The organism is Corallococcus sp. bb12-1 (assembly GCF_026626765.1).
Lineage (GTDB): Bacteria > Myxococcota > Myxococcia > Myxococcales > Myxococcaceae > Corallococcus > Corallococcus terminator.
This window is the reverse complement of record NZ_JAPNJZ010000001.1, coordinates 1015925-1035842: the sequence shown is the minus strand read 5'-3', so window position 1 is coordinate 1035842 and position 19918 is coordinate 1015925. Positions and strand designations below refer to the sequence as shown.

General features: G+C 68.2%; 14 protein-coding genes. 10 read left to right on the top strand and 4 right to left on the bottom strand.

Features of this window, described 5'->3' with window-relative positions; translation table 11 throughout:
- Nucleotides 1-11: 11 nt before the first annotated feature.
- Complete coding sequence (locus OV208_RS04310) at nucleotides 12-866, bottom strand: hypothetical protein (protein WP_267572515.1); 855 nt, start codon at nucleotides 864-866, stop codon at nucleotides 12-14.
- A gap of 168 nt (nucleotides 867-1034) precedes the next feature.
- On the opposite strand from OV208_RS04310, the gene OV208_RS04305 reads away from it, so the two are divergent.
- The 5 genes from OV208_RS04305 to OV208_RS04285 all read left to right on the top strand — a co-directional run bounded on the left by OV208_RS04305 (nucleotide 1035) and on the right by OV208_RS04285 (nucleotide 7765).
- A complete protein-coding gene (locus OV208_RS04305; RefSeq protein WP_267572514.1) occupies nucleotides 1035-2828 on the top strand; it encodes an amidase in 1794 nt (597 codons plus the stop codon).
- A 51-nt stretch (nucleotides 2829-2879) separates the two neighbouring features.
- On the top strand, nucleotides 2880-3458 hold the full coding sequence (locus tag OV208_RS04300; protein WP_267572513.1) for a TetR/AcrR family transcriptional regulator: 579 nt from the start codon (nucleotides 2880-2882) through the stop codon (nucleotides 3456-3458).
- A gap of 94 nt (nucleotides 3459-3552) precedes the next feature.
- Nucleotides 3553-4674, top strand: coding sequence for an aldo/keto reductase (locus OV208_RS04295; protein WP_267572512.1), 1122 nt, complete (start codon nucleotides 3553-3555; stop codon nucleotides 4672-4674).
- Between the two features lie 117 nt (nucleotides 4675-4791).
- Complete coding sequence (locus OV208_RS04290) at nucleotides 4792-6555, top strand: glycoside hydrolase family 88 protein (RefSeq protein ID WP_267572511.1); 1764 nt, start codon at nucleotides 4792-4794, stop codon at nucleotides 6553-6555.
- 91 nt (nucleotides 6556-6646) lie between these two features.
- On the top strand, nucleotides 6647-7765 hold the full coding sequence (locus tag OV208_RS04285) for a spore photoproduct lyase family protein (RefSeq protein WP_267572510.1): 1119 nt from the start codon (nucleotides 6647-6649) through the stop codon (nucleotides 7763-7765).
- Between the two features lie 68 nt (nucleotides 7766-7833).
- On the opposite strand, the gene OV208_RS04280 is transcribed toward OV208_RS04285, so the two are convergent.
- Complete coding sequence (locus tag OV208_RS04280; protein WP_267572509.1) at nucleotides 7834-8466, bottom strand: glutathione S-transferase N-terminal domain-containing protein; 633 nt, start codon at nucleotides 8464-8466, stop codon at nucleotides 7834-7836.
- A 183-nt stretch (nucleotides 8467-8649) separates the two neighbouring features.
- On the opposite strand from OV208_RS04280, the gene OV208_RS04275 reads away from it, so the two are divergent.
- From OV208_RS04275 to OV208_RS04265, 3 genes are all read left to right on the top strand, one after another.
- Nucleotides 8650-10929, top strand: a complete 2280-nt coding sequence (locus tag OV208_RS04275; RefSeq protein ID WP_267572508.1) for an Ig-like domain-containing protein — start codon at nucleotides 8650-8652, stop codon at nucleotides 10927-10929.
- A 53-nt stretch (nucleotides 10930-10982) separates the two neighbouring features.
- A complete protein-coding gene (locus OV208_RS04270; protein ID WP_267572507.1) occupies nucleotides 10983-12008 on the top strand; it encodes a methyltransferase in 1026 nt (341 codons plus the stop codon).
- Between the two features lie 193 nt (nucleotides 12009-12201).
- Nucleotides 12202-14655: an Ig-like domain-containing protein gene (locus OV208_RS04265; protein ID WP_267572506.1), complete on the top strand. Its 2454-nt coding sequence runs from the start codon at nucleotides 12202-12204 to the stop codon at nucleotides 14653-14655.
- 32 nt (nucleotides 14656-14687) lie between these two features.
- On the opposite strand, the gene OV208_RS04260 is transcribed toward OV208_RS04265, so the two are convergent.
- On the bottom strand, nucleotides 14688-14933 hold the full coding sequence (locus tag OV208_RS04260; protein ID WP_267572505.1) for a hypothetical protein: 246 nt from the start codon (nucleotides 14931-14933) through the stop codon (nucleotides 14688-14690).
- A gap of 230 nt (nucleotides 14934-15163) precedes the next feature.
- Here OV208_RS04260 and OV208_RS04255 point away from each other — a divergent pair, with 230 nt between their 5' ends.
- Together OV208_RS04255 and OV208_RS04250 are read left to right on the top strand one after the other, a co-directional pair.
- Complete coding sequence (locus tag OV208_RS04255; protein WP_267572504.1) at nucleotides 15164-15352, top strand: hypothetical protein; 189 nt, start codon at nucleotides 15164-15166, stop codon at nucleotides 15350-15352.
- Nucleotides 15353-15465: 113 nt separating this feature from the next.
- Complete coding sequence (locus OV208_RS04250) at nucleotides 15466-15834, top strand: DUF3969 family protein (protein ID WP_267572503.1); 369 nt, start codon at nucleotides 15466-15468, stop codon at nucleotides 15832-15834.
- Between the two features lie 33 nt (nucleotides 15835-15867).
- Here OV208_RS04250 and OV208_RS04245 read toward each other — a convergent pair whose 3' ends face one another.
- The gene (locus tag OV208_RS04245) at nucleotides 15868-19560 is read right to left on the bottom strand and encodes an ELWxxDGT repeat protein (RefSeq protein WP_267572502.1); all 3693 of its coding nucleotides are present in this window, start codon (nucleotides 19558-19560) and stop codon (nucleotides 15868-15870) included.
- Nucleotides 19561-19918 lie beyond the last annotated feature (358 nt).

Below are 19918 nucleotides of genomic sequence, written 5' to 3'. Positions count from 1 at the left end.
CCCGGCCCGGCTCACCCTGGCGCCGCCTTGCTGGCGGTGAGCCGCGCCTCCAGTCGCTCCAGCACCGAGTGCTCCGCCCGTGCCCGCTCCGCCAGGGGCGCGAAGAGCAGCCGCGAGCGCAGGCCCATGCCTTCGGTCAGCTCGAACTTGCGCAGGTCCTCCGGCAACGCGAGCAGCACCTCGCCCAGCGGTCGCACCCGGTGCAACTGGTAGGAGCCCGCGGCCTCCAGGGCGCGCACCACGTCGGCCTCGGGTTCCGCGCGGGCCAGGGCCTCGCGGGCCTTCGCCTCATACCGAAGCCCTGCTTCCACCCGCTCCTCCAGGTCCGCGAGCACCGCGGCCGAGGTGCGCTGGGCCTCCCTCAAGAGTCGCAGCGGATCCAACGCCCGCTCCACGCGGCGCCGCACCGCCGGAGACGGGGCCCGCGCGCGCCCCTCGACCCGGGACAGCACCGCGTCGCGGTAGCTCGCCGCGAAGCAGACCACGAACAGCGCTTCCTCCAGCGGGGCCCGCTCGCGCGCGGCCAGTCCCTCCGACAGCGAACCCAATCCCTCTCCGGTGAGCACGTACCGGCGTCCCCGGGGCAGCCCCTTCACCGCCGCGCCCGTGCTGGCCTCCGCGTGGCCGCCGCGCACCAGCCGCTCCAGCGTGCGCCGTACCTGCGTGAGGTCGATGTCCTGCGAGGGCCGGGTGACGTCGTGCTCCACCCAGTTGGTGAAGAGCAGGAAGAAGAAGCGCACGTCCGACACGCGGAAGCCGCCCGCCCGTGCTCCGGCCCCATGCGCCGCGAGCAGCGCCGCCTGCACGAAGGTCGCCTGCGTGTCGATGTAGCCCAACCGCGCCGTCAGGGTGCTGTTCCGAGCCATGCCCCGCAGGATGCCAGCACCCGTCGCCGCCGTCGTCATCCTCCCAGGTGACAGTGTCTTTTCCTTGTCGAGCCTTCAGGCACGCGGACCGCTGGACGCCTTCGCGACGTGCACCGCACTCAAGCGGTGGCACACTGGCGCCCCCCGCTTCATTCGTGAGGTTGCGCCATGGCCAGCTCGCGTCGGCAGTTCCTGACCCACACCGTGATTGGACTCGCGAGCACCACCGTCTCCGCCGCCCCGGACGCGGGCACGTCCGCGCCGGCCGGCGCACCGCCCACCTTCGGCGCCGGACCCACCGTGGGACCTGAGGTCAGCCCCACCACCTTCGCGGAGGCGGAGAAGCTGATGCAGGTCCAGCTCACGCCCTCTGAGCGCACTCAGGCCGCCGGCAACTGGCGCGTGTCCATGGCCCCGCTGCATGAGCGTCGCACCGGACCTCGCAAGCTCGCGCTGGAGCCCACGCTGGCGCCCGCCTCGCAGTGGAACCCCACGCTGCCGGGGCAAAGGGAGATACGCCCCGCGAAGGCCCGCTTCGTCCGGAGCCGGGACGCGAAGACGCCCCTGCCCACGAAGGACGAGGACATCGCCTTCGCGCCGCTCACGCAACTGTCCCGCTGGGTGGAGTCGCGCGCCATCACGTCCGAGCGCCTCACGCAGCTCTACCTGGAGCGACTGAAGCGCTTCGACCCGAAGCTCCAGTGCGTCATCACCCTGACGCCGGAGCTGGCGCTCGCCCAGGCCCGTCAGGCGGACAAGGACATCGCGGCGGGCCGGTACAAGGGTCCGCTGCACGGCATCCCCTGGGGGGCGAAGGACCTGGTGGACACCGCGGGCATCCGCACCACCTACGGCGCTGAACCCTTCCGCGACCGCGTCCCCACGACGGACGCCACGGCGGTGGACCGGCTGCACAAGGCAGGCGCCGTGCTGGTGGCGAAGCTCAGCCTGGGCGCGCTGGCGCTCAATGACATCTGGTTCGGCGGCGAGACGAAGAACCCGTGGCTGCCGGAAGAGGGCTCCTCGGGCAGCAGCGCGGGGCCGGGCGCGGCGACGGCGGCGGGACTCGTGGGCTTCTCGCTGGGCAGTGAGACTGGCGGCAGCATCGTGTCGCCTGCCATGCGCTGTGGCATCACGGGCTTGAGGCCCACCTACGGCCGTGTGCCGCGCACCGGCGCGATGACGCTGTGCTGGTCGTTGGACAAGCTGGGGCCCATGACGCGCGGAGTGGAGGACTCGCTCCTGGTGCTCGCCGCGCTCAACGGTCCGGACGCGGGCGACGTGGCGAGCGTGCACGCGAAGCTCGACTTCGACGCGACCGCGGGCGTGAAGGGTTTGCGCGTGGGTTACGTGCCTGCGTGGATGAAGGAGAACCCCGCCACCGACGTGGACCGCGCGGCGTTGGAGACGCTCAAGGGCCTGGGGATGACCCCGGTGGAAGTGCAGTTCCCCGACTGGCCGTACTCCGCCCTCAACGTCATCCTCTTCGCGGAGGCCGCCGCCGCCTTCGAGGAACTCACGCTCAGCCACGGCGTGGACGCGCTGAAGATGCAGGTGCCCGACGCGTGGCCCAATCTCTTCCGCCAGTCGCGCTTCCTGTCCGCGGTGGACTTCGTTCAGGCGGACCGGCTGCGCCGCAAGGTGGCCCAGGAGATGGTCCGGGTGATGTCCCAGGTGGACGTGCTGCTCGTGCCCTCCCTGCGCGACGAAGCCCTCACCATCTCCAACCACACCGGCCACCCGTCCCTCACGCTGCGCACCGGCTTCGTGGAGGTGTCCAAGGCCCGCAGCGACTGGGCTCCGGACCCCAAGCGCCCCGTGCCCACCTTCGCCACCCCACGCCGCGTGCCCCACGGCGTGACGCTCATCGGCCAGCTCTTCGAAGAGGGCACCCTGGGCCGTGTGGGCATCGCCCTGGAGCGCGCGTCCGGCGTCGCGAAGGAGCGCCCGTCCGGTTTCTAGCCCCACGCCGATTCATTTGACAGGTCAGTCCAGAATCCTTAGGTAACACCCATGGCGCGCACGAAAGAGTTCGACCGCGAGGAGGCCGTCCGGCGGGCCATGGCCGTGTTCTGGGAGCAGGGCTACGAGGCCTCCTCCACGGAGGACCTGCTGCGCGCCATGGGCATCGGGCGCCAGAGCATGTACGACACCTTCGGGGACAAGCACGGCCTCTACCTGGAGGCCGTGCGCCTCTACCAGGCGGAGTACGGCGCCAACCTGATGGAGCGCCTGCACTCCAAGCCGTCGCCCCTGGCTTCCATCCGGGAGTTCCTCCTCACCATCCCCAATGGCAGCCCGCAGGTCCGCGCTCGGGGCTGCTTCTCGGTGAACGCCACCACGGAGCGGGCGCACTCGGATCCGGAGGTCGCCTCGCTGCTCAAGGCAAACATCGGTCCGGAAGTGATGACGCGCGCCGTGCGCGAGGCCCAGCAGAAAGGGGAGCTCAACCCCCGGCTGGATGCCCGCATCACCGCGAACTACCTGCTCGCCACCACCGCGGGCCTGCGCGTGAGCGCCAAGGCGGGACTTCCCCCCGCGGCCCTCCGCGACATCGTGGACTTCGCCATCGCGGGCCTCAAGGCCCAGTAACGCCCCCGCTTTCGTCGAAGACCGCTGTGCCGTCTTCGCATGCCTGTAACTGGATTGTTCAGTCAAGAATCCGCCGCAAAGGGAGTTCCACACCATGTCGATGCAGAGCTACTACCTGTTGGGCCGTTCGGGACTGCGGGTCAGCCCCCTCTCGCTGGGCACGATGACGTTTGGAAAGGACGGGCCCTATGGCGGCATCTGGGGTTCGACGGATGAAGTCTCCCGGGCGCTGTTCGATCGGTACCTGGACGCGGGCGGCAACTTCATCGACACCGCGGACCTCTACACCTACGGCACGGCGGAGACGCTGCTCGGGAAGTTCATCGCGGAGCGGGGCGGGAGGGATCGCATCGTGCTGACGAGCAAGTACAGCTACAACAGCACCACCCCGGGGGACCCCAACGCCGGGGGCAACGGCCGCAAGAACATGGTGCGCGCGGTGGACGCGTCGCTGCGCAGACTGCGCACCGATTACATCGACCTGTACCTGCTGCACACCTGGGACCGCATCACCCCCGCCGAGGAAGTCGTCCGCACGTTCGACGACCTCGTGCGGGCCGGGAAGATCCGCTACGCGGGCCTGTCCGACGTGCCGGCCTGGTACGCGGCGCGCGCGCAGACCTGGGCGGAGGCCCACGCGCTGACGCCGCTCATCAACCTCCAGCTCCAGTACTCGCTGATTGAACGGACCCTGGAGCCGGAGTTCACGCCGCTGGCGCAGACGCTGGGCATGGGCATCACCGCCTGGAGTCCCCTGGGCATGGGCCTGCTGTCGGGCAAGTACAAGCCCAGCGAAGGCCGCCTCCAGGGCGAAGGCCGGCTCACGTCGGCGGTGGGTGGCGACAAGATGGGCCTGTTCACCGACCGCAACTGGGCCGTGGTCGCCACGCTGGAGAAGGTGGCGAAAGAATTGGGCCGGGAGATGTCCCAGGTGGCGCTCAACTGGGTCGCGACGCAGCCCGCGGTGGGCTCGGTCATCATTGGCGCCAGCTCCGTGAAGCAGCTCGACGGCAACCTCGCCGCGCTCGACTTCACCCTGCCTCCCGAACTGCGGCGGCAACTGGATGCGGTCAGCACGCCGTCGTCCGTCCCGTTCCCCCACTCCATGTTCGCCATCCCCCACCAGTTCGACCTGCAAGGCCGGGCCGCGGTGGGGGACAAGCCCGCGGGCTACACGCCCCCGGTCTTCGCGGGCCCACCCGCCACGGTCGGTTAGCGCACGTCCGTCCCCTCCGGCAGGGCGGGGGGGACTGCCGGACGGCGTCTCCGGGGCCACTGTGTTCCGGGGCCGCGCACCGCCACCTTCCGCGCCAGTCACTGCGGGGGAGGTGGTATGTCTTTGACACGGCCGGGAGTGAAGTTGTGGTGGATGCTGGCGCTGCTGGTGGCGCCCGTCGCGAATGCCTTCAATGACGCGGATGAGGTGCGGGTGTTGACCTTCGCCCGCGCGCAGCTGGGCGACACCACGGCGGAGATGCCGAGCGTGAACCGCTCTCCCAAGTCCTCGCTGTCCAACGGCACGTGGACGACGGTGGCCAACACCGACCGCGTCGCCTGGACCCAGGGCTTCTTCCCCGGGAGCATGTGGTTCATGTACCAGGTCGGGGGCGAACCCTACTGGAGGGACCGCGCGGACATGTGGACGCGGCCCCTGGAGGTCCAGAAGACGAACACGGAGACCCACGACCTGGGCTTCAAGATGTACCTGAGCTACGGCAATGCCTGGCGGCTCACCGGGAACACGTACTACCGCGACGTGCTGCTCACCTCCGCTGGCTCACTGGCCACTCGCTACAACAGCACCATTGGCATCATCGACTGTTGTGATTGGAACTCGGCCTGGCAGGTCCCGCTCGTCACGGACACGATGATGGACATCGAATTGCTGCTCTGGGGCACGCAGAACGGCGGTCCGGCGGTGTGGCGCACCATGGCCGTGAACCACGCGCTCAAGACGCTCGCGGACGCGGTGCGCCCGGACGGCAGCTCCTACCACTACGTGGACTACGCCACCAACGGCACCATCCGTTCGCGCGGCACGTTCCAGGGCTACTCCAGCACGTCCACCTGGGCGCGCGGGCAGGCGTGGCTCATCTACGGCTTCACCATGGTGTACCGCTACACGGGGGACGCGCGCTTCCTCACGGCCGCGCGCCGGGTGACGGACTACTACCTGGCGAACCTGCCCGCGGACCTCGTGCCCAACTGGGACTTCAACGCGCCCAGCCAGTTCAAGGACTCCTCCGCCGCCGCGGCCGTCGCGTCGGCCCTGCTGGAGCTGAGCGGCCTGGAGACGGACGCCACCCGGCGCACGCGCTACCGCACCGCCGCGCTGGGGATGCTCGACTCGCTGGCGTCGCCCGCGTACCTCGCGCAGGGCACCAACAGTCCGGGCCTGCTGCTGCACGGCGTGGGCAACCTGCCCGCGAACCAGGAGGTCAACGTCAGCCTCATCTACGGCGACTACTACTTCCTGGAGGCCCTGCTGCGCTTCAACCCGCGCCCCGACTACCCCTGGTACTCGAAGCTGTCCTTCGCGCGCAGCCAGCACCTGCTGGGCACCACCAACACGGGCATCCGCAACGTGGAGTTCGACCTCACCCCGCTGGCGGCCAACCTCAACGGCGGCGTCGTGGGCTGGACGGACAGCTCCACGGAAGTGACAGCCTTCAACCGGCTGAACATGGCGGTGCGCATGAGCGAGGACGGCATCTTCCAGGTGCGCAACGGCGCGGGCTATTCGTGGATCCGCCGGGTGCCGTACGTGAGCGGTCAGACGTACCACTTCCGCATGAACGTGGACCTGAACGCGAAGCGCTACAGCGTCTGGGTGACGTCTCCCGGCGCGGCGGAGGTGCAGCTCGTGGACCGCGTCGCCTTCCGCTCGGATGCGCCGGCCATCAACGACCTGGGCCGCGCGGCGGTCCTCTCCACCGTGGTGGACAGCGACTTCCGCGTGAACAACCACCGCGTCTCCGCGCCCGGCCAGGCAAGCAACGTGGCGTTCGCGCCGGCGGCCCCACTGCCCGAAGCCCTGCGGCGCCAACTGGACGTCCCCGAGGCGGCCTCGGTCAAACCCGGTGCGTCCGAACGCTGACGTGATTTCGTCGCCTGGCGGCCTGCTCAGCACCAGGAGCAGGCCGCCGGGGGTGCATCAGGGCCCGGAGGCGATTACATCCCCCCTGGCGATGAACCTGGACCTCTTCCCACCGGAGCCTCCTGCCGCACGTCTTTTCGGCCCCGGGCCGTTGGACCGGTTGCTCAAGGTGTCGCGCATCTACCTGGAGCCGGCGGTGGAGGAGCACGCGCGTGGGCGGGAGATCCTGGCGCGCTTCCCGGACGCGGAGCGGGTGGAGGTGGCCTCCCACCAGAACATCCCCGGTCTGTTCGGCAACGCCGGCAACGTGGAGGCGTGGAATCGCATCAAGGGCAGCACGCTGGTGCTGGGCGTGAAGAAGACGCTGTCCTTCATCGCCAACGACCGGAGCTCGGACTTCATCGCGCCCTCGACCGCGAACGGGTGCGTGATGGCGTGCGCGTACTGCTACGTCCCCCGCAACAAGGGCTATGCGAATCCCGTCACGGTGTTCGTGAACATCGACGGCATCGCGGCGGCCATCCGTCGGCACGCGCACAAGCGGGGGCCCAAGCTCGTATCCAATACCGTGGATCCGCGCGACTGGGTCTACGACATCGGCTGCAACAGCGACTGCTCAGCGGACGCCGCCATCAGCGACAACGTGAAGGACCTGGTGCATTTGTTCACCACGTTGCCCAACGCCAAGGGCAGCTTCGCCACCAAGCTGGTCAACCGCGAGCTGCTCACCTACGCGCCCAAGGGCAGGACGCGCGTGCGCTTCAGCCTGATGCCCCACGCGCAGGCGAAGCTGCTGGATGTGCGCACGGACCCCATCGCGGAGCGCATCGCCGCCATCGACGACTTCGTGGCCGCCGGCTACGAGGTGCACCTCAACTTCTCACCCGTGGTTCTCCAGGAGGGCTGGCAGGACGCCTACGTGGAGTTGTTCCAGCAGGTGGATGCCGGCATCGGGAAGGCGGCGAAGGCGCAGCTCGCGTGTGAAATCATCTTCCTTACGCACAACGCCGGCCTGCACGAGGTGAACCTGCGCTGGCACCCGAAGGCGGAGGCCGTGCTGTGGACCCCGGAGACCCAGGAGACCAAGGTGTCCCAGGGCGGCGGCGTCAACGTGCGCTACCGCACCGGCTTCAAGGGGCGCCACGTGACGGAGTTCCAGGAACTGCTCGCCCGGCACCTGCCGTACTGCCGCGTGCGGTACGCCTTCTAGGCCACCTGGGGGCTCGCGCCACGTCCCTGGAGTGCGGGGACTGGAGGCGACATCCTGGCCCTCGACCCTCAGGTGTCGAAGCGGAAGTCGGTGCCACTGGCGGAAGGCCGCTTCGCGAACTGCTGACAGAAGCGGTTCAGCGTTTGATAGAGGGCCGTGGGCAAGACGTCCCGGAACTCCAGATGGGTCACGAGGCAGAAGAGCGTGACCTCCAGGTAGCTCAGGTCCCGCTCAGGCGGGAGGGCGGCGAGCGCCTCGCTCGCGTTCTCCTCCAGCCACGCCATCATGTTGAGCAGGGACTCGCGCAGTTTGCGCGCATGGGTCGTGCCCTCACCGGCGCCGGCCATCTTCTCCATGACCAGTGTCACCTCTGTCGCCATGGCTTGCAGGGTGAGCTCCTGCATGTTCGCCAGCAGGGGCACGTCCAGAGCCTCCGGCCACACCACTCGGGGCCTGGGATTCGACTGCCGCCATAGCTCACGGGAGGCATTGAGCGCGCCGAACCAGACGCCCCCGGAGGTCTTCAGGACGGGAATCCGGAGCGCGGGGTTGCCGCCATAGTCCGCCGGGTCCCTGGACAGGAGGTCTCGCACCGCCTGGAAGGAATGGTCGACGTGCAGCTCCGCCGCGAAGAGCCGGGCAATGCGCGTGAAATGCGAGCTTGAACGGCCGATGATGACGGGCTTGTCGAGCGTGGACATGGTGCCCTCCGAGCGGAATCCCGTGGCAGGCTACCGCACCCCGGGCCGACGAAATTTGAATCCGTCGTACTGCCTGTCAGGGTAGGGCCAGCTCCCCCGTGACTCCCTCCCACAGGAATTTACCTGCGAGGGGGCGCAATGCAGGCTGCCGCGCCGCCACGCGCAATTGAGGGGGAATCCATCATGGAACGGTTTGGGGAACCAGGCTCGACAGCCCGGCGTCAGCGATTGCACTTCATCAAACAGGCGCGCTCGTGGTGCGTGCTCATCCTGGCCATCGCGGTCAGTGCCTGCGGCGGAAGCTCGACTTCCACCGACACCGTGGCGTCCATTGTCATCGGCGGTGCGCCCGCCGAAGCCATCCTCATCGGTGAGCGCGTGCAGCTCACCGCCACGCCGAAGGACGCGGCCGGTGCCACGGTGGACAGGCCCGTGGCCTGGGTTTCCAGCAACACGGCTGTCGCGGAGGTGAGCGCCCAGGGACGGGTACTCGCTGTGAGCGTGGGCGATGCGGCCATCTCCGCCACGAGCGAACGCGCCACCACCACCGTCATGATCCGGGTGTCGAACCCAACGGAACCCGCGGACACAGTGGCGGCTGTCGTCATCAGCGGCGCGCCCGTCGAGCCCATTGTCACCGGAGAACGCGTGCAGCTCACCGCCACGGCGAAGGATGCGTCCGGCGCCACGGTGGACCGTCCGGTGACCTGGAGCACCAGCAACAGCGAGATCGCCGAGGTGAGCGCCCAGGGCCTGGTGCGGGCCGTGAGCGCGGGTGAGGCGTCCATCTCCGCCACGAGCGAGCGCCATACCGCCACGGTCGCGGTGCGGGTGAAGGTGCCGCAGGTCGCTTCCGTGACGCTCGAGGGCGTGCCCACCGGACCGGTGCGAACCGGCACCACGGTGCGACTCTCCGCCATCCCGAGGGATGCCCAGGGGGCTGCGCTCGCTGACCGCGTCGTCACCTGGAGCTCGGGCGACACGACCCGGGCCCAGGTGGATGCCACCGGCCTAGTGACGGCGCTGAAGGCGGGCCAGGTGCTCATCACCGCGACCAGCGAGGCGAAGAGCGCGTCCGCGACCCTGACTCTCGAGTCTCCTGACATCGCCTCGGTCGCGGTTCTGGCTGACTCTCCCGGGCTCTACGTCGCCCAGGAAGTCCAGCTCCAGGCAGTCCTGAAGGACGCCAGCGGCCGCGTGGTGACGGGTCGTGTGGTGACCTGGACGAGCTCGGATGCCTCCCTGGCGGTGATTGACGCGAATGGCAAGGTCCTGGGCGTGGGCTTGGGCGCGGTGACCGTCACCGCCACCTGCGAGGGCACCTCCGGCACGGCCCAACTGCGCGTGCTCCCCAGGCCCGCGGCCTCATGGACCCAGACGGCCGACTGGGCCACGTTCCAGGGGACTGGCCGGCACACCGGCGCGGTGGAGGCGACGTTGGATCCGCCGGCCTTCCGTTCGCTCTGGTCGCGCCAGCTGGTCCTGGGGGGCGGTGGGCTGAATCCAGTCACCGAGGGCGACGGCGTCGTCTTCGCCTCCAACCCGAGCGGCTACAGCACCCATGGCCAGCAGCTCTTCGCCCTCCAGGCTCGCACGGGCGCGTCGCTGTGGACCTACAGCTTCAACCCCATCGCCTCGGTCCATCCGCCCGCCTACAGCGACGGGTCGGTCTACCTCACCACGGGAGGACACGGGGACTCGTTCCTCTACGCATTCGATGCCGCCACCGGCGACGTCCGGTTCCGCAGCGCGTACGGCAATCAATGGTCGAACTACTACGCCCCCGTCGTCCTGGACGGGACCGTGTTCATGGCCGGCGGCTACTATGGAGGCATGTATGGCTTCAACGCCTCCAGCGGGGAGCACCAATGGTTCCTGGAGACCAACCAGTACGATGCGTGGACGCCCGCGGTGGAGGACAACCAGGTGTTCGCCTACACCGGCAGCTACCAGCCGAAGTTGCAGGTGGTGGATGCCCTCAAGGGCACCGTCACCTATGAGATCGCCGACCCCGGCTTCCAGTGGAACGGCTGGAGCATGAACACGGCGCCGGTGTTGGGCAGCGCTCAGAACGTCCTCGCCATTCAGGGCAAGCGGTTGCTGTCCTTCGACCTGCGGAACAAGCAGGTGGGCTGGACCCGGACGGCCACGTTCACGGGGACGGTCACCGTCGCGGAAGGGGTGTTGTATGTGTTCAACAACCGGCAGGTGGAAGCCCGGTCGGAGGCGGATGGCGCCCTGCTGTGGACCTGGATTCCGCCGGAGGGTGAGCCCCGGGGCACGACCGTCGTGACGGACAACCTGCTCTTCGTCAGCACGGCCTCGAACACGTACGCGGTGGACCTCGCCGCCCGGGTGCAGACGTGGAAGTACCCTGCCGGCGGCCGCCTCGCGCTGGGCAAGGACGGCATCCTGTTCATCGCGCAGGAGAACGGCGTCCTGGCCGCCATCGCGGTGAAGTAGGACGTCAGCCCAAGGCGCGGGTGCGGGCCCCTCTCTGGGATTAGACTTCTGCCATGAATCTCATCCCGGACGAGAAACCGTCTCCCACACAGCAGCTCCATGCGGCAATCACTGGCTACTGGCGCACCCAGGTCATTGGCACCGTGGCCCGTCTGGGAATCGCGGACCTGCTCGCGACAGGCGCCCGTGAGAGTGGTTCGCTGGCGGCCGAGCTCGGCGTCCACCCGGGCGCCTTGTTCCGGCTGATGCGAGGCGGCATCTCCGCCGGCATCCTCGAGGCCGTCTCCGAGCGGACCTTCGCCCTGACACCGATGGGCGAAGGGCTTCGCTCGAACGTTCCCGGCTCGCTGAGGCAGATGGCCATCACCCAGAGCGCCCCGTCGCACTGGTTGCCCTGGGGTCTGCTTCCCGAGGCGGTTCGCACCGGAAGGTCCCCGGTGCAAGCCGCCCTCGGCTCCGACATCTGGGGACACTTCGCCCGGCATCCCGAGGAGGCGGAGCACTTCGCCCAGGCCATGGGCAATCTGTCCGGCCTGGTGGCCAGCGAAGTGACGCACCACATCGACTTCGCCCCCTTCGCCCGCGTGGCGGACATTGGAGGAAGCCACGGCGAGCTGCTCGCGCAGGTGCTGCACGCCCATCCCTCCTGCCGGGGCATCCTCTTCGACCTGCCCCAGGTCGCCGAAGGCGCGAAGACGGTGCTGGAATCCCGAGGCCTCGCCAGCCGGGTGGACGTGGTGGCCGGGAGCTTCTTCGAGCCCGGCATGCCCTCCGCCGAAGCCTACCTGCTCAAACACATCCTCCATGACTGGGAGGATGACCCCTCGCTCACCCTCCTGCGCCGGCTCCACGAGGCCGCCCCCTCCGGGGCCCGGCTCTTCGTGGTGGAGCTGGTGATTCCGGACAACCGGAATCCAGATCCGACCCACCTCATCGACCTCAACATGTTGGTGGTCGCCGACGGGCGCGAGCGCACCACGGACGAGTTCCGGGCGCTGCTCGCCGCGACCTCCTGGAAGGTGGAGCGCATCATCCCCACCCGGAGCGGAGTCAGCATCATCGAGGCGGTGAAGGCCTGAGCGGTTGAACCCGCACGGAAGGGCCGCACTCCTCAAGCGTCACATCCCGAGGAAGGCCTTCACCGCGCCGTCCGCCCCGGTTCCAGGGGCGCTGACGCGCACACGGCCGCTTGAAATAGGTTCACCCGCAGTCATGCAAGTAATCACCCATGGTATTCTCCAGTCCACTGCTCGACACTTCGAGGTCTGGAAAATGCCTGTGGTTCATGGAGCCTTACGGCTCGGGTTGTGCCTGCTCACGTTCGTTCTGGCCTGCGGTTCCACCGAACCCGACCCGAGGCCAGGGGAGGACGACGACAACGACAAGGTCGCCGCCCTCACCCTCTCGCCGAACGGGGCGACGCTCCTGGTGGGCGAAGCGTTGACCCTGGCCGTCCTGGCGGTCGACGACACCGGCCGCGTGCTCAATAACGCCAAGGTGACCTGGTCCTCGTCCCCGCCCGGGCCTGTCACGGTGGCCCGCGGCCGGATGGAAGGCGTGGCCCCTGGCGTCTCGGTCATCACCGCCAAGGCAGGGCTGGCGAGCGCGACCCTGTCCGTGCGCGTGTTGCCTGCCGACCCGTTTCGTCCGTCGAGCGACGAGGTGCTGATGTCCGCGCGTGAGGTCGGCCTCATCAACGACGAAGAGCTGCTGGCCTACCGGGTCTACGCGACGTTCAACGATCCCCGGCTGCCCTCCCAGTACAAGGCCCGGGTCGAACCGGGGGTCCATGCCAGCGCGCTCGAAGCACTGCATGCGCGCTTCGACAGCCTCTCCGCGCCCACGCAGAACGCGCTCGGGATGTACCTGCTGCGCCCGGCGGACCCGGGAAGCTGGCTCAACGCGCCCTTTCCCGACGCCCGGCTGCGCGGCATGGGTCGGCCGAGTTGCAGCTCCACGCCCACCGGATGGAACTACCAGTCGGCCTCCAGCGCGAAGGTCCGGGTCTGGTACCAGGGCACCGCCAAGGTGGAGCGCGAGAAGGCCATGATGCTCTTCGCGGCGATAGAGAATGAAATCTGGCCCAGGCTGACGCGGCTGGGGCTCAAGGCGCCGCTCACCGACGAGGCCTACGACGGCTGCAACGGGGGAAGCCCCCAGCTTGACGTCTACCTGGTCCGCAACATGACCCAGGGTGGACTGACCGTGTCGGAAGACCGCTTCAATCCCAAGCAGGCGGCCACCCACATCCTGCTGAGTGCGGAGCTCGATGAGCCATCCCTCAAAGGTTCGGCGGCGCATGAGCTGATGCATGCCATCCAGTGGTCCTACGCGTCGAAGGGCTCGCAGCTTGAACAGGGATGGATCCGCGAGGCGATCGCGACCTGGGCCATTGATTACGTCTATAACACGCTGCTTGTTGGGAAGACAGACGTGACGCCGTATCAGCTCGAACACGAATTCGCCGCCTGTTTCATGAAAACCCCATTCCTGGCGCTGGAGAGCCGCGAAAAATGTCAGGGTGGCGTTGGCCGCGACTACGGCGCCTATCTGTTCTTCCAATTCCTGTCGAAGAAGTACGGCCCGATTTTCGTGGCGACGACGCTGACGAATCTGACCACGGAGGCCTCCAGCCTCACCGCGTTGGACTCCGCCGTCCCTGACAACCTGTGGCAGGTCTGGCCCTTGTTCGCGAAGGCGCTTTGGAACCAGGCGCCCATCGACACCCAGGCGGAGTCCTTCAATCAATGGGACGCCCTCACGCAGAAGGTGCAATCCATGAGTGGCAGCGCCGACCTGAACGGCCTGCCCGAAAAGCAAGACGACTTCCCTGACGAATTGAGCAACCTGTCCAACCGCTACGTCCAGTTCACGTTCAGCGATCCGGACACGCGCTCCGTGCTGTTCCACAACGGGTGGTTCAAGAACGTCACCGCGTCCGGAGAACCCATCAAGGTGCTCGCGTTCTGGAGCGACGCGAACGGGACGTGGCACGAGGAGGACTGGAGCAGATACGAGTACATCGGCTTCTGCCGCGACCTGAAGTCGCAGCGGGTGCAGGAGCTCGTCATCATCTTCAGCAACGCGAAGTTCGAGCCCGGCGGCGGCGGGACGCTGAAGGCGGCGGCGACGCCCTACCTCAAGCGAAACAACGTGGGCTGCTGGAAGTACCAGGGCTCCTCGAAGTCGGTCTTGAAGGCAGCGAGCTGGTCGGGCCCGGGGACGACCCTCGACGCGAACCTGGAGTTCAAGGTGATGGGAGGCTTCGCGACTGCGGACTTCGCTCATCCGAGCCTTCCGTACACGAAGCGGCTGGGGGCCTTCATGCTCATGCCGTACCAGGGCGATTTCACGATCGACATCGACTACGTGTCCGGAGAGTGCCGGTACACGCACGGGCCCGCGTCGTACGCGGGCATTCCCGAGGGCGGGGCGATGCAGTTGAACCCCTTCAACGAATTGAAGTCACCGGATCCCACCATCCAGGCCTGGCTGTCGCGCCCGGCGCGCGCGTACACGACGGCCATCACCGATGGGCGCCTCGTGAACCTCACGGTCAGCGGTGGCGAGGAGTGCCGGAGACCCGCGATGGATGAGTTCGGGAGCATCCTCGTCACGGACACGGGCTCACCGCCGCTCGTGAAGGCCAATGGCGAGATGTCCGGGACGCTCGTCACCGGGGACACCAGCTATAGCTGGACGCTGAAGCCCCAGCGCGAACCCTGAACAACGGAGAGGGCGCCTTCCCAGGGGGCCGCTCACTCCGCCCGCTTGCGGCGCCGTGACATGATGCGGCTCAGGGCCACCTCGGTGATGCCGAGGTAGGCCGCCACGTCGCGCTGGGGAATTCTTCCCTTCAGGTGGGGATGCTCCTCCCAGAACTTCACGAGGCGCTCCTCCGCGGACAGCTCCAGGAACTCCTGCTCACGGCGCTCCTTGAGGACGAAGTGCTGCTCCGCCACCCGGCGCGCCAGCCGCTCCCAGCACACGTGGCCCGGCTCCATCGCTTCAATCGCGGTCGTCTGACTTCAGTGCGCCGCCGACGCCGCAGGGGCGAGCTGCGGGGCACAGAGGGATTGATGCCGTGAATTCCCCGGGGAAGCCGTGCTACGAAGACGGCATGAACCCACAGGGTTTGTGCCTGCTGCTCCTGACAATGCTTTGCGTCGGATGTGCGCCCCCTCTTCCCACCTTCGCGGGGGCGGTCCTGGCGGCGGAGCCCCATGCCATCTCGGTGGCTGGGACCCTCTGGAAGGTCGCCGCTGGCGCATCCGACAAGGACCTGGTGCAGGTCTACAACAGCGTGAAGGCAGCCCCTGGGTATCCGTCCCGGTTCGAGGCCGTCGAGAAGGGGACGACCCGGAACAAGGTGTCCAACAAGGAGCTGTTGGAGAAGCTTCGGAAGGTCGAGCGGGGGACCTAGCTCAAGGTCTACAAGGACGGCTGGGTGGGCGAAAAGAAGGTGTCACTCCACTACTTTGAAAGTCCCTCCGGGAAGGTTTTCGACTTCAAGGTCAAGCCTGGATGGAGCAACCTGTGAGTGCCCTGGACCCCATGACGCTCCAGGCAACGGAGCCCGAGGAAGTCCAACGCTTCGTGGCGATCACCGCCCTGGGGATGTGCCGTGCAATCCTCCAGGGTGCGGTCTCGCCAGCGTATGCATGCAGCCGGCTCTTTGGACCGGCGCTGCTCACCCGCCTGGAAGCGATGGAAGTGCATCCTGAGCTGCGCCACGCCATCCACCTGGCGACGGAGTTGGAGGACGTGGATCAACTCGTGCCAGAAGCCCTGACCCGCTCCATCGCGGAGATCGAGGACAGGCTCCTGAAGCTGCTCGCGACCCTGCCAGCTCCTACCGCCGATGGCGAAAGGTGGCTGGGAAGGCTTCCTTCCCGGGGGGAGTGAAACCTTCTCAGCCCTGTTTCTCCGCCCCAGCTGTCAGTCGCGGAGGAGCGCTCGCAGGCTCGGACCGGGCCCGATGTGGACCTGTGTCACGACCTGCGTTTCGTTTCCCGCCGCATCCGTGGCGCTCACCAGCAGCGGGACAAAGCCCCGATTGACCATGTCCACCGTGTGGGTGACCGTGCCCGTGCCGCTGTCCACCATGCTGGTTTCCAGCCACTGGGTCGTCACTCGTGTGGGCGTGGCGTCCTGGATGGAGGAGGTCACGACCACCAGGGGACTGGAGAGCGTTTCATCCCCCTGCGGCGACAGGATGGCGAGGACGGGAGGCGTGAGGTCCACCGTCACCGGCATCTGCTTTCGCGTGACGACACCATTCGCATCGGTGGCGGCCAGCTCCACGACATGGGGGCCTTCCTCCAGGTTCAGGAAGGTGAGGACAAAGCCTCCGCTGAGGTCTGGCGTCACGGGGATGGGCAGGCCCCCGTCCACCTGGAAGAACGCCTGGGTGACGGGCGCGCCACCGGGACGGGGCGTGGTCCAGCCGCAGGCCATGAGGGTCGTCTCCCGCGTGTAGCGCGGCAGGCTGCACATCGTGATGTTCAGCACATCGTCCGGTGGCTCCTGCACGGTGACGTGGAAGCCGCACGAGGAGGTATTTCCAGCGGCGTCCCGGGCGTCCACCACCGTCAGCGTCTGGCCCACGGGAAACAGGCTCCCGGACGCGGGCCGGTAGCTCACCGTGACGGCCGACACCGCGTCGGTGGCGGAGGCCGCCGGATAATCCACCGTGGCGCCTTCGGCACTGGCCGCCACCACCGTCATGTCCTGGGGACAGGTGAGCCCGGGCGCGGTGGTGTCCACCACCGCGACGGTGAAGACGCAGGCCGCGGTATTGCCCGCCTCGTCGCGGGCCGTGGCCGTCACGGCCGTCTCCCCCAGCGTGAACGGTCCTCCGCGCGCGGGGCTGTAGCTCACCCCCGGCTCCGGCGTGACGTCGTCCGTGGCCACGGCGTCGGGCCAGGTCGCGGTGGCACCCGCACCGCTCGTGGCCTCCACGATCACGGCCGGAGGACAGGTCACGGCCGGCGACGTCGTGTCGTCGATGCCCTCTCCCACCCGCCACAGCTCGGTGCCCGTGCGCCCGTCATCGGCGGTGAAGTACAGGACGCCTCCGCTGACGGTCAGCTGCTGCGGCGCCGACGAGGCCGGTCCCTCCTGGAGGTCCGCCAGCAGCCGGGTGCCAGCCTCCGTGCCATCGGTCACCCACAGCTCGCGGCCGGAGGTCCCGTCATCCGCCGTGAAGTAGAGCAGGTCCCCCAACACCGTGAGGTCCGCGACAGAGGCCCCCTGTGTGCCGGGACGGATGTCCTTCACGAGCTCCAGATTCGTCGTGCCATCCGTCCGCCACAGCTCCGGCCCGAACGTCGCGTCGTCCGCGACGAAGTACAGCCATTGCCCCACGGACAGCCGCTCACTCGGAAACGCGCCGCTAGGCCACTTCCTCGGCAGCGACATGAGGCGCTCGGTCCCCTCGGACGTGCCATCCGTCCTCCACAGCACGGGCACTCCGTTCTCCAAGCTGATGAAGTACAGGCCTCCCTGTCCGGGCGTCAGGTAGTCGTAGCCAAAGGACTGGGTGGACGGCCACGGCACGACGTTCGTGACCTTGACCGTCCCGGCCTCGGTGCCGTCGGTCCGATAGATGAAGGGACCGCCTCCGCCGTCGTAGGCCACGAAGTAGAGCAGGCCCTCGTAGGGCGTGAGGTCGCTGGGGGAGGAGGGAGCGTTTCCCGGCTGGAGGTCCTTCACGCGCACGGTCCCTTGCGGCGTGCCGTCCGTCTTCCACAGCTCCAGGTCGCCCGTGCCTTCATAGGGCGTGAAGAAGAGCGTCCCATTCAGCGGGGTGAGGTTCTGGGGCACGGAGTGGCCTGGCCCCGGAACGAGATCCAGGACGAGCCGGGTGCCCCCTTCCGTCCCGTCGCTTCGCCACAGCTCCGAGCCCGTCGTCCCGTCGCTGGCCCGGAAGTAGAACGTCCCGTCCCCCATCCCCACGAAGCCATCCGGCGCGACGCCGCTCGCAGGCCCGGGGAGGATGTCCTTGAGCAGGCGCGTGCCTGCCGCGGTGCCATCGGTGATCCATGCCTCGGGGCCTGAGACGCCGTCGTCGGCGCTGAAGACCGCCTTCCCGCCCACGCTCCACATGCCTCCAACGGTGGAGGCCAGCTGGCCCGGCCGGACGTCCTTGATGAGCGCCGTGCTCCTGGGCGTGCCCCGGCTCTTCCACGGCTCCATGCCGAAATCCGGCGTGTAGCCGCGAAGGAAGAGCGTGCCGTCGACGTCCACCAGGCTTACCGGTCCCGAGCTGTGGACCGGCGACGTCACGATGTTCCGCACCAGCCGGGTGCCAGCCCCCGTGCCATCCGTCCGCCACAGCTCGCGGCCCCAGACGCCGTCATCCGCGGAGAACCACGCGAAGCCGTCCGCGGCCCTGGCCAGGGTCGGGCCGGAGCCGACCGCACCGGGCCAGATGTCCTGGACCAGCACTGTGCCCGCTTCCGTCCCGTCGCTCTTCCAGAGCTCCGTCCCGTGGACGTCATCCTGTGCGGAGAACAGCAGCATCCCGTCCAGGCCCACCAGCGGCACGGGCGAAGCGCTTCCGGCGCCGGGCAGGACGTCCCGGATCAGCACGGTGCCCGCTTCCGTCCCGTCGCTCGTCCACAGCTCCGTCCCGTGGACGGCATCTGTGGCGCCGAAGAAGAGCCTTCCGTTCGAAGTCATCAGGTTCGAAGGATTGGAGCCCGTCGCGCCCGGGAAGACGTCCTTGAGGCGCCGTGTGCCGTCGGGCGTACCGTCCGTCACCCACGGCTCCTGGCCGGACGTGCCGTCGTCCGCGGTGAAGAAGACGCGCGAGCCCAGCGCCACCAGGGAAGAGGGCAGGGCGCCCACTGCTCCCGGTTGGATGTCCTTGAGGAGGAAGGTGCCCGCCGGCGTCCCGTCGCTCCGCCACAACTCCACGCCGTGGGTGCCGTCGTTCAGCGAGACGTAGAGCACTCCATCCAGCACCACCGACGCGAGCACGGAGATGCTCGAGTTGGGACCCGGACGGACGTCCTTCACCAGCGTGGTGCCGTTCACGGTGCCATCGCTCCGCCACAGCTCATAGCCCGTGGTGCCGTCGTTGCCGAAGAACAGCAGCGTGCCATTCACGTCGCGCAGCCCGGAGATCAGGGCGCCGGGAGCGTTGCTCCCCGGGTAGATGTCCTTCACCAGCACGGTGCCGCTCGTGGTGCCGTCGCTCTTCCACAGCTCCACGCCGGTGGCGCCACCGTTGGCGACGAAGAACAGCATTCCATTCACCGCCGTCAGCGCCGCGGGCTGGGAGTCGCCCGAAGCGTGGATGTCCTTCACGAGGACCGTGCCGGCTTCGGTCCCGTCGCTCTTCCACAGCTCATCCCGCGAGAAGAACACCGTATTTCCCACGCGGATCAGGTTCCGGGGCTCGCTGTAGAACCCCTGCGGCCAGGGACCGCCCAGGCGCGTCGTCCCGCCCTCGGTCCCGTCGCTCTTCCACAGCCCGGAGTAGGACGGCGTTCCAGTGGAGGCTGTGAAGAGAAGCAAGTCTCCCAGGCGCACCGGGTTGTTTGGAGAGGCGTCGGAGTCTCCAGGCCAGATGTCCTTCACCTGGGAGACCGGCGCCTCCAGGCGCTGGCGGGTGGAGACCGACACGGGCGCGGCCTCCTCCTGCGTTCGTGTCTCGCCGCATCCCGCCCCGACAAACACCGCCACACTCCACCCCCACCACCAACGACAGCCGTCACGCATCGGTTCCTTCTCTCCCTGGATGCGGCCGGCTGGCCCCCTCGTTCGTGCAACCGCCGACCGTGCCCGGAAGCATCTACTCCGACTGTCGACTTCAGGACAACTCGACCTGAAAAGCCAGACATGCACGTTATCAGGGTTGTCCGGTTGGGTTTGCAGCCCATGCGCGTTCCAAAGCGTGTTCAGGCCGCACCCCAGCCCTCTCCCATGGGAGCGGGCGCATTTTACTGGCTGTCTCCACGACCGGGACGGCGCCGCATCCGAA

Coding starts and splice junctions, on each gene's coding strand:
- OV208_RS04310 (WP_267572515.1), bottom strand. CDS start 866: ATGGCTCGGAACAGCACCCTGACGGCGCGGTTGGGCTACATCGACACG.
- OV208_RS04285 (WP_267572510.1), top strand. CDS start 6,647: ATGAACCTGGACCTCTTCCCACCGGAGCCTCCTGCCGCACGTCTTTTC.
- OV208_RS04260 (WP_267572505.1), bottom strand. CDS start 14,933: ATGGAGCCGGGCCACGTGTGCTGGGAGCGGCTGGCGCGCCGGGTGGCG.
- OV208_RS04270 (WP_267572507.1), top strand. CDS start 10,983: ATGAATCTCATCCCGGACGAGAAACCGTCTCCCACACAGCAGCTCCAT.
- OV208_RS04275 (WP_267572508.1), top strand. CDS start 8,650: ATGGAACGGTTTGGGGAACCAGGCTCGACAGCCCGGCGTCAGCGATTG.
- OV208_RS04295 (WP_267572512.1), top strand. CDS start 3,553: ATGTCGATGCAGAGCTACTACCTGTTGGGCCGTTCGGGACTGCGGGTC.
- OV208_RS04280 (WP_267572509.1), bottom strand. CDS start 8,466: ATGTCCACGCTCGACAAGCCCGTCATCATCGGCCGTTCAAGCTCGCAT.
- OV208_RS04265 (WP_267572506.1), top strand. CDS start 12,202: ATGCCTGTGGTTCATGGAGCCTTACGGCTCGGGTTGTGCCTGCTCACG.
- OV208_RS04305 (WP_267572514.1), top strand. CDS start 1,035: ATGGCCAGCTCGCGTCGGCAGTTCCTGACCCACACCGTGATTGGACTC.
- OV208_RS04300 (WP_267572513.1), top strand. CDS start 2,880: ATGGCGCGCACGAAAGAGTTCGACCGCGAGGAGGCCGTCCGGCGGGCC.
- OV208_RS04290 (WP_267572511.1), top strand. CDS start 4,792: ATGTCTTTGACACGGCCGGGAGTGAAGTTGTGGTGGATGCTGGCGCTG.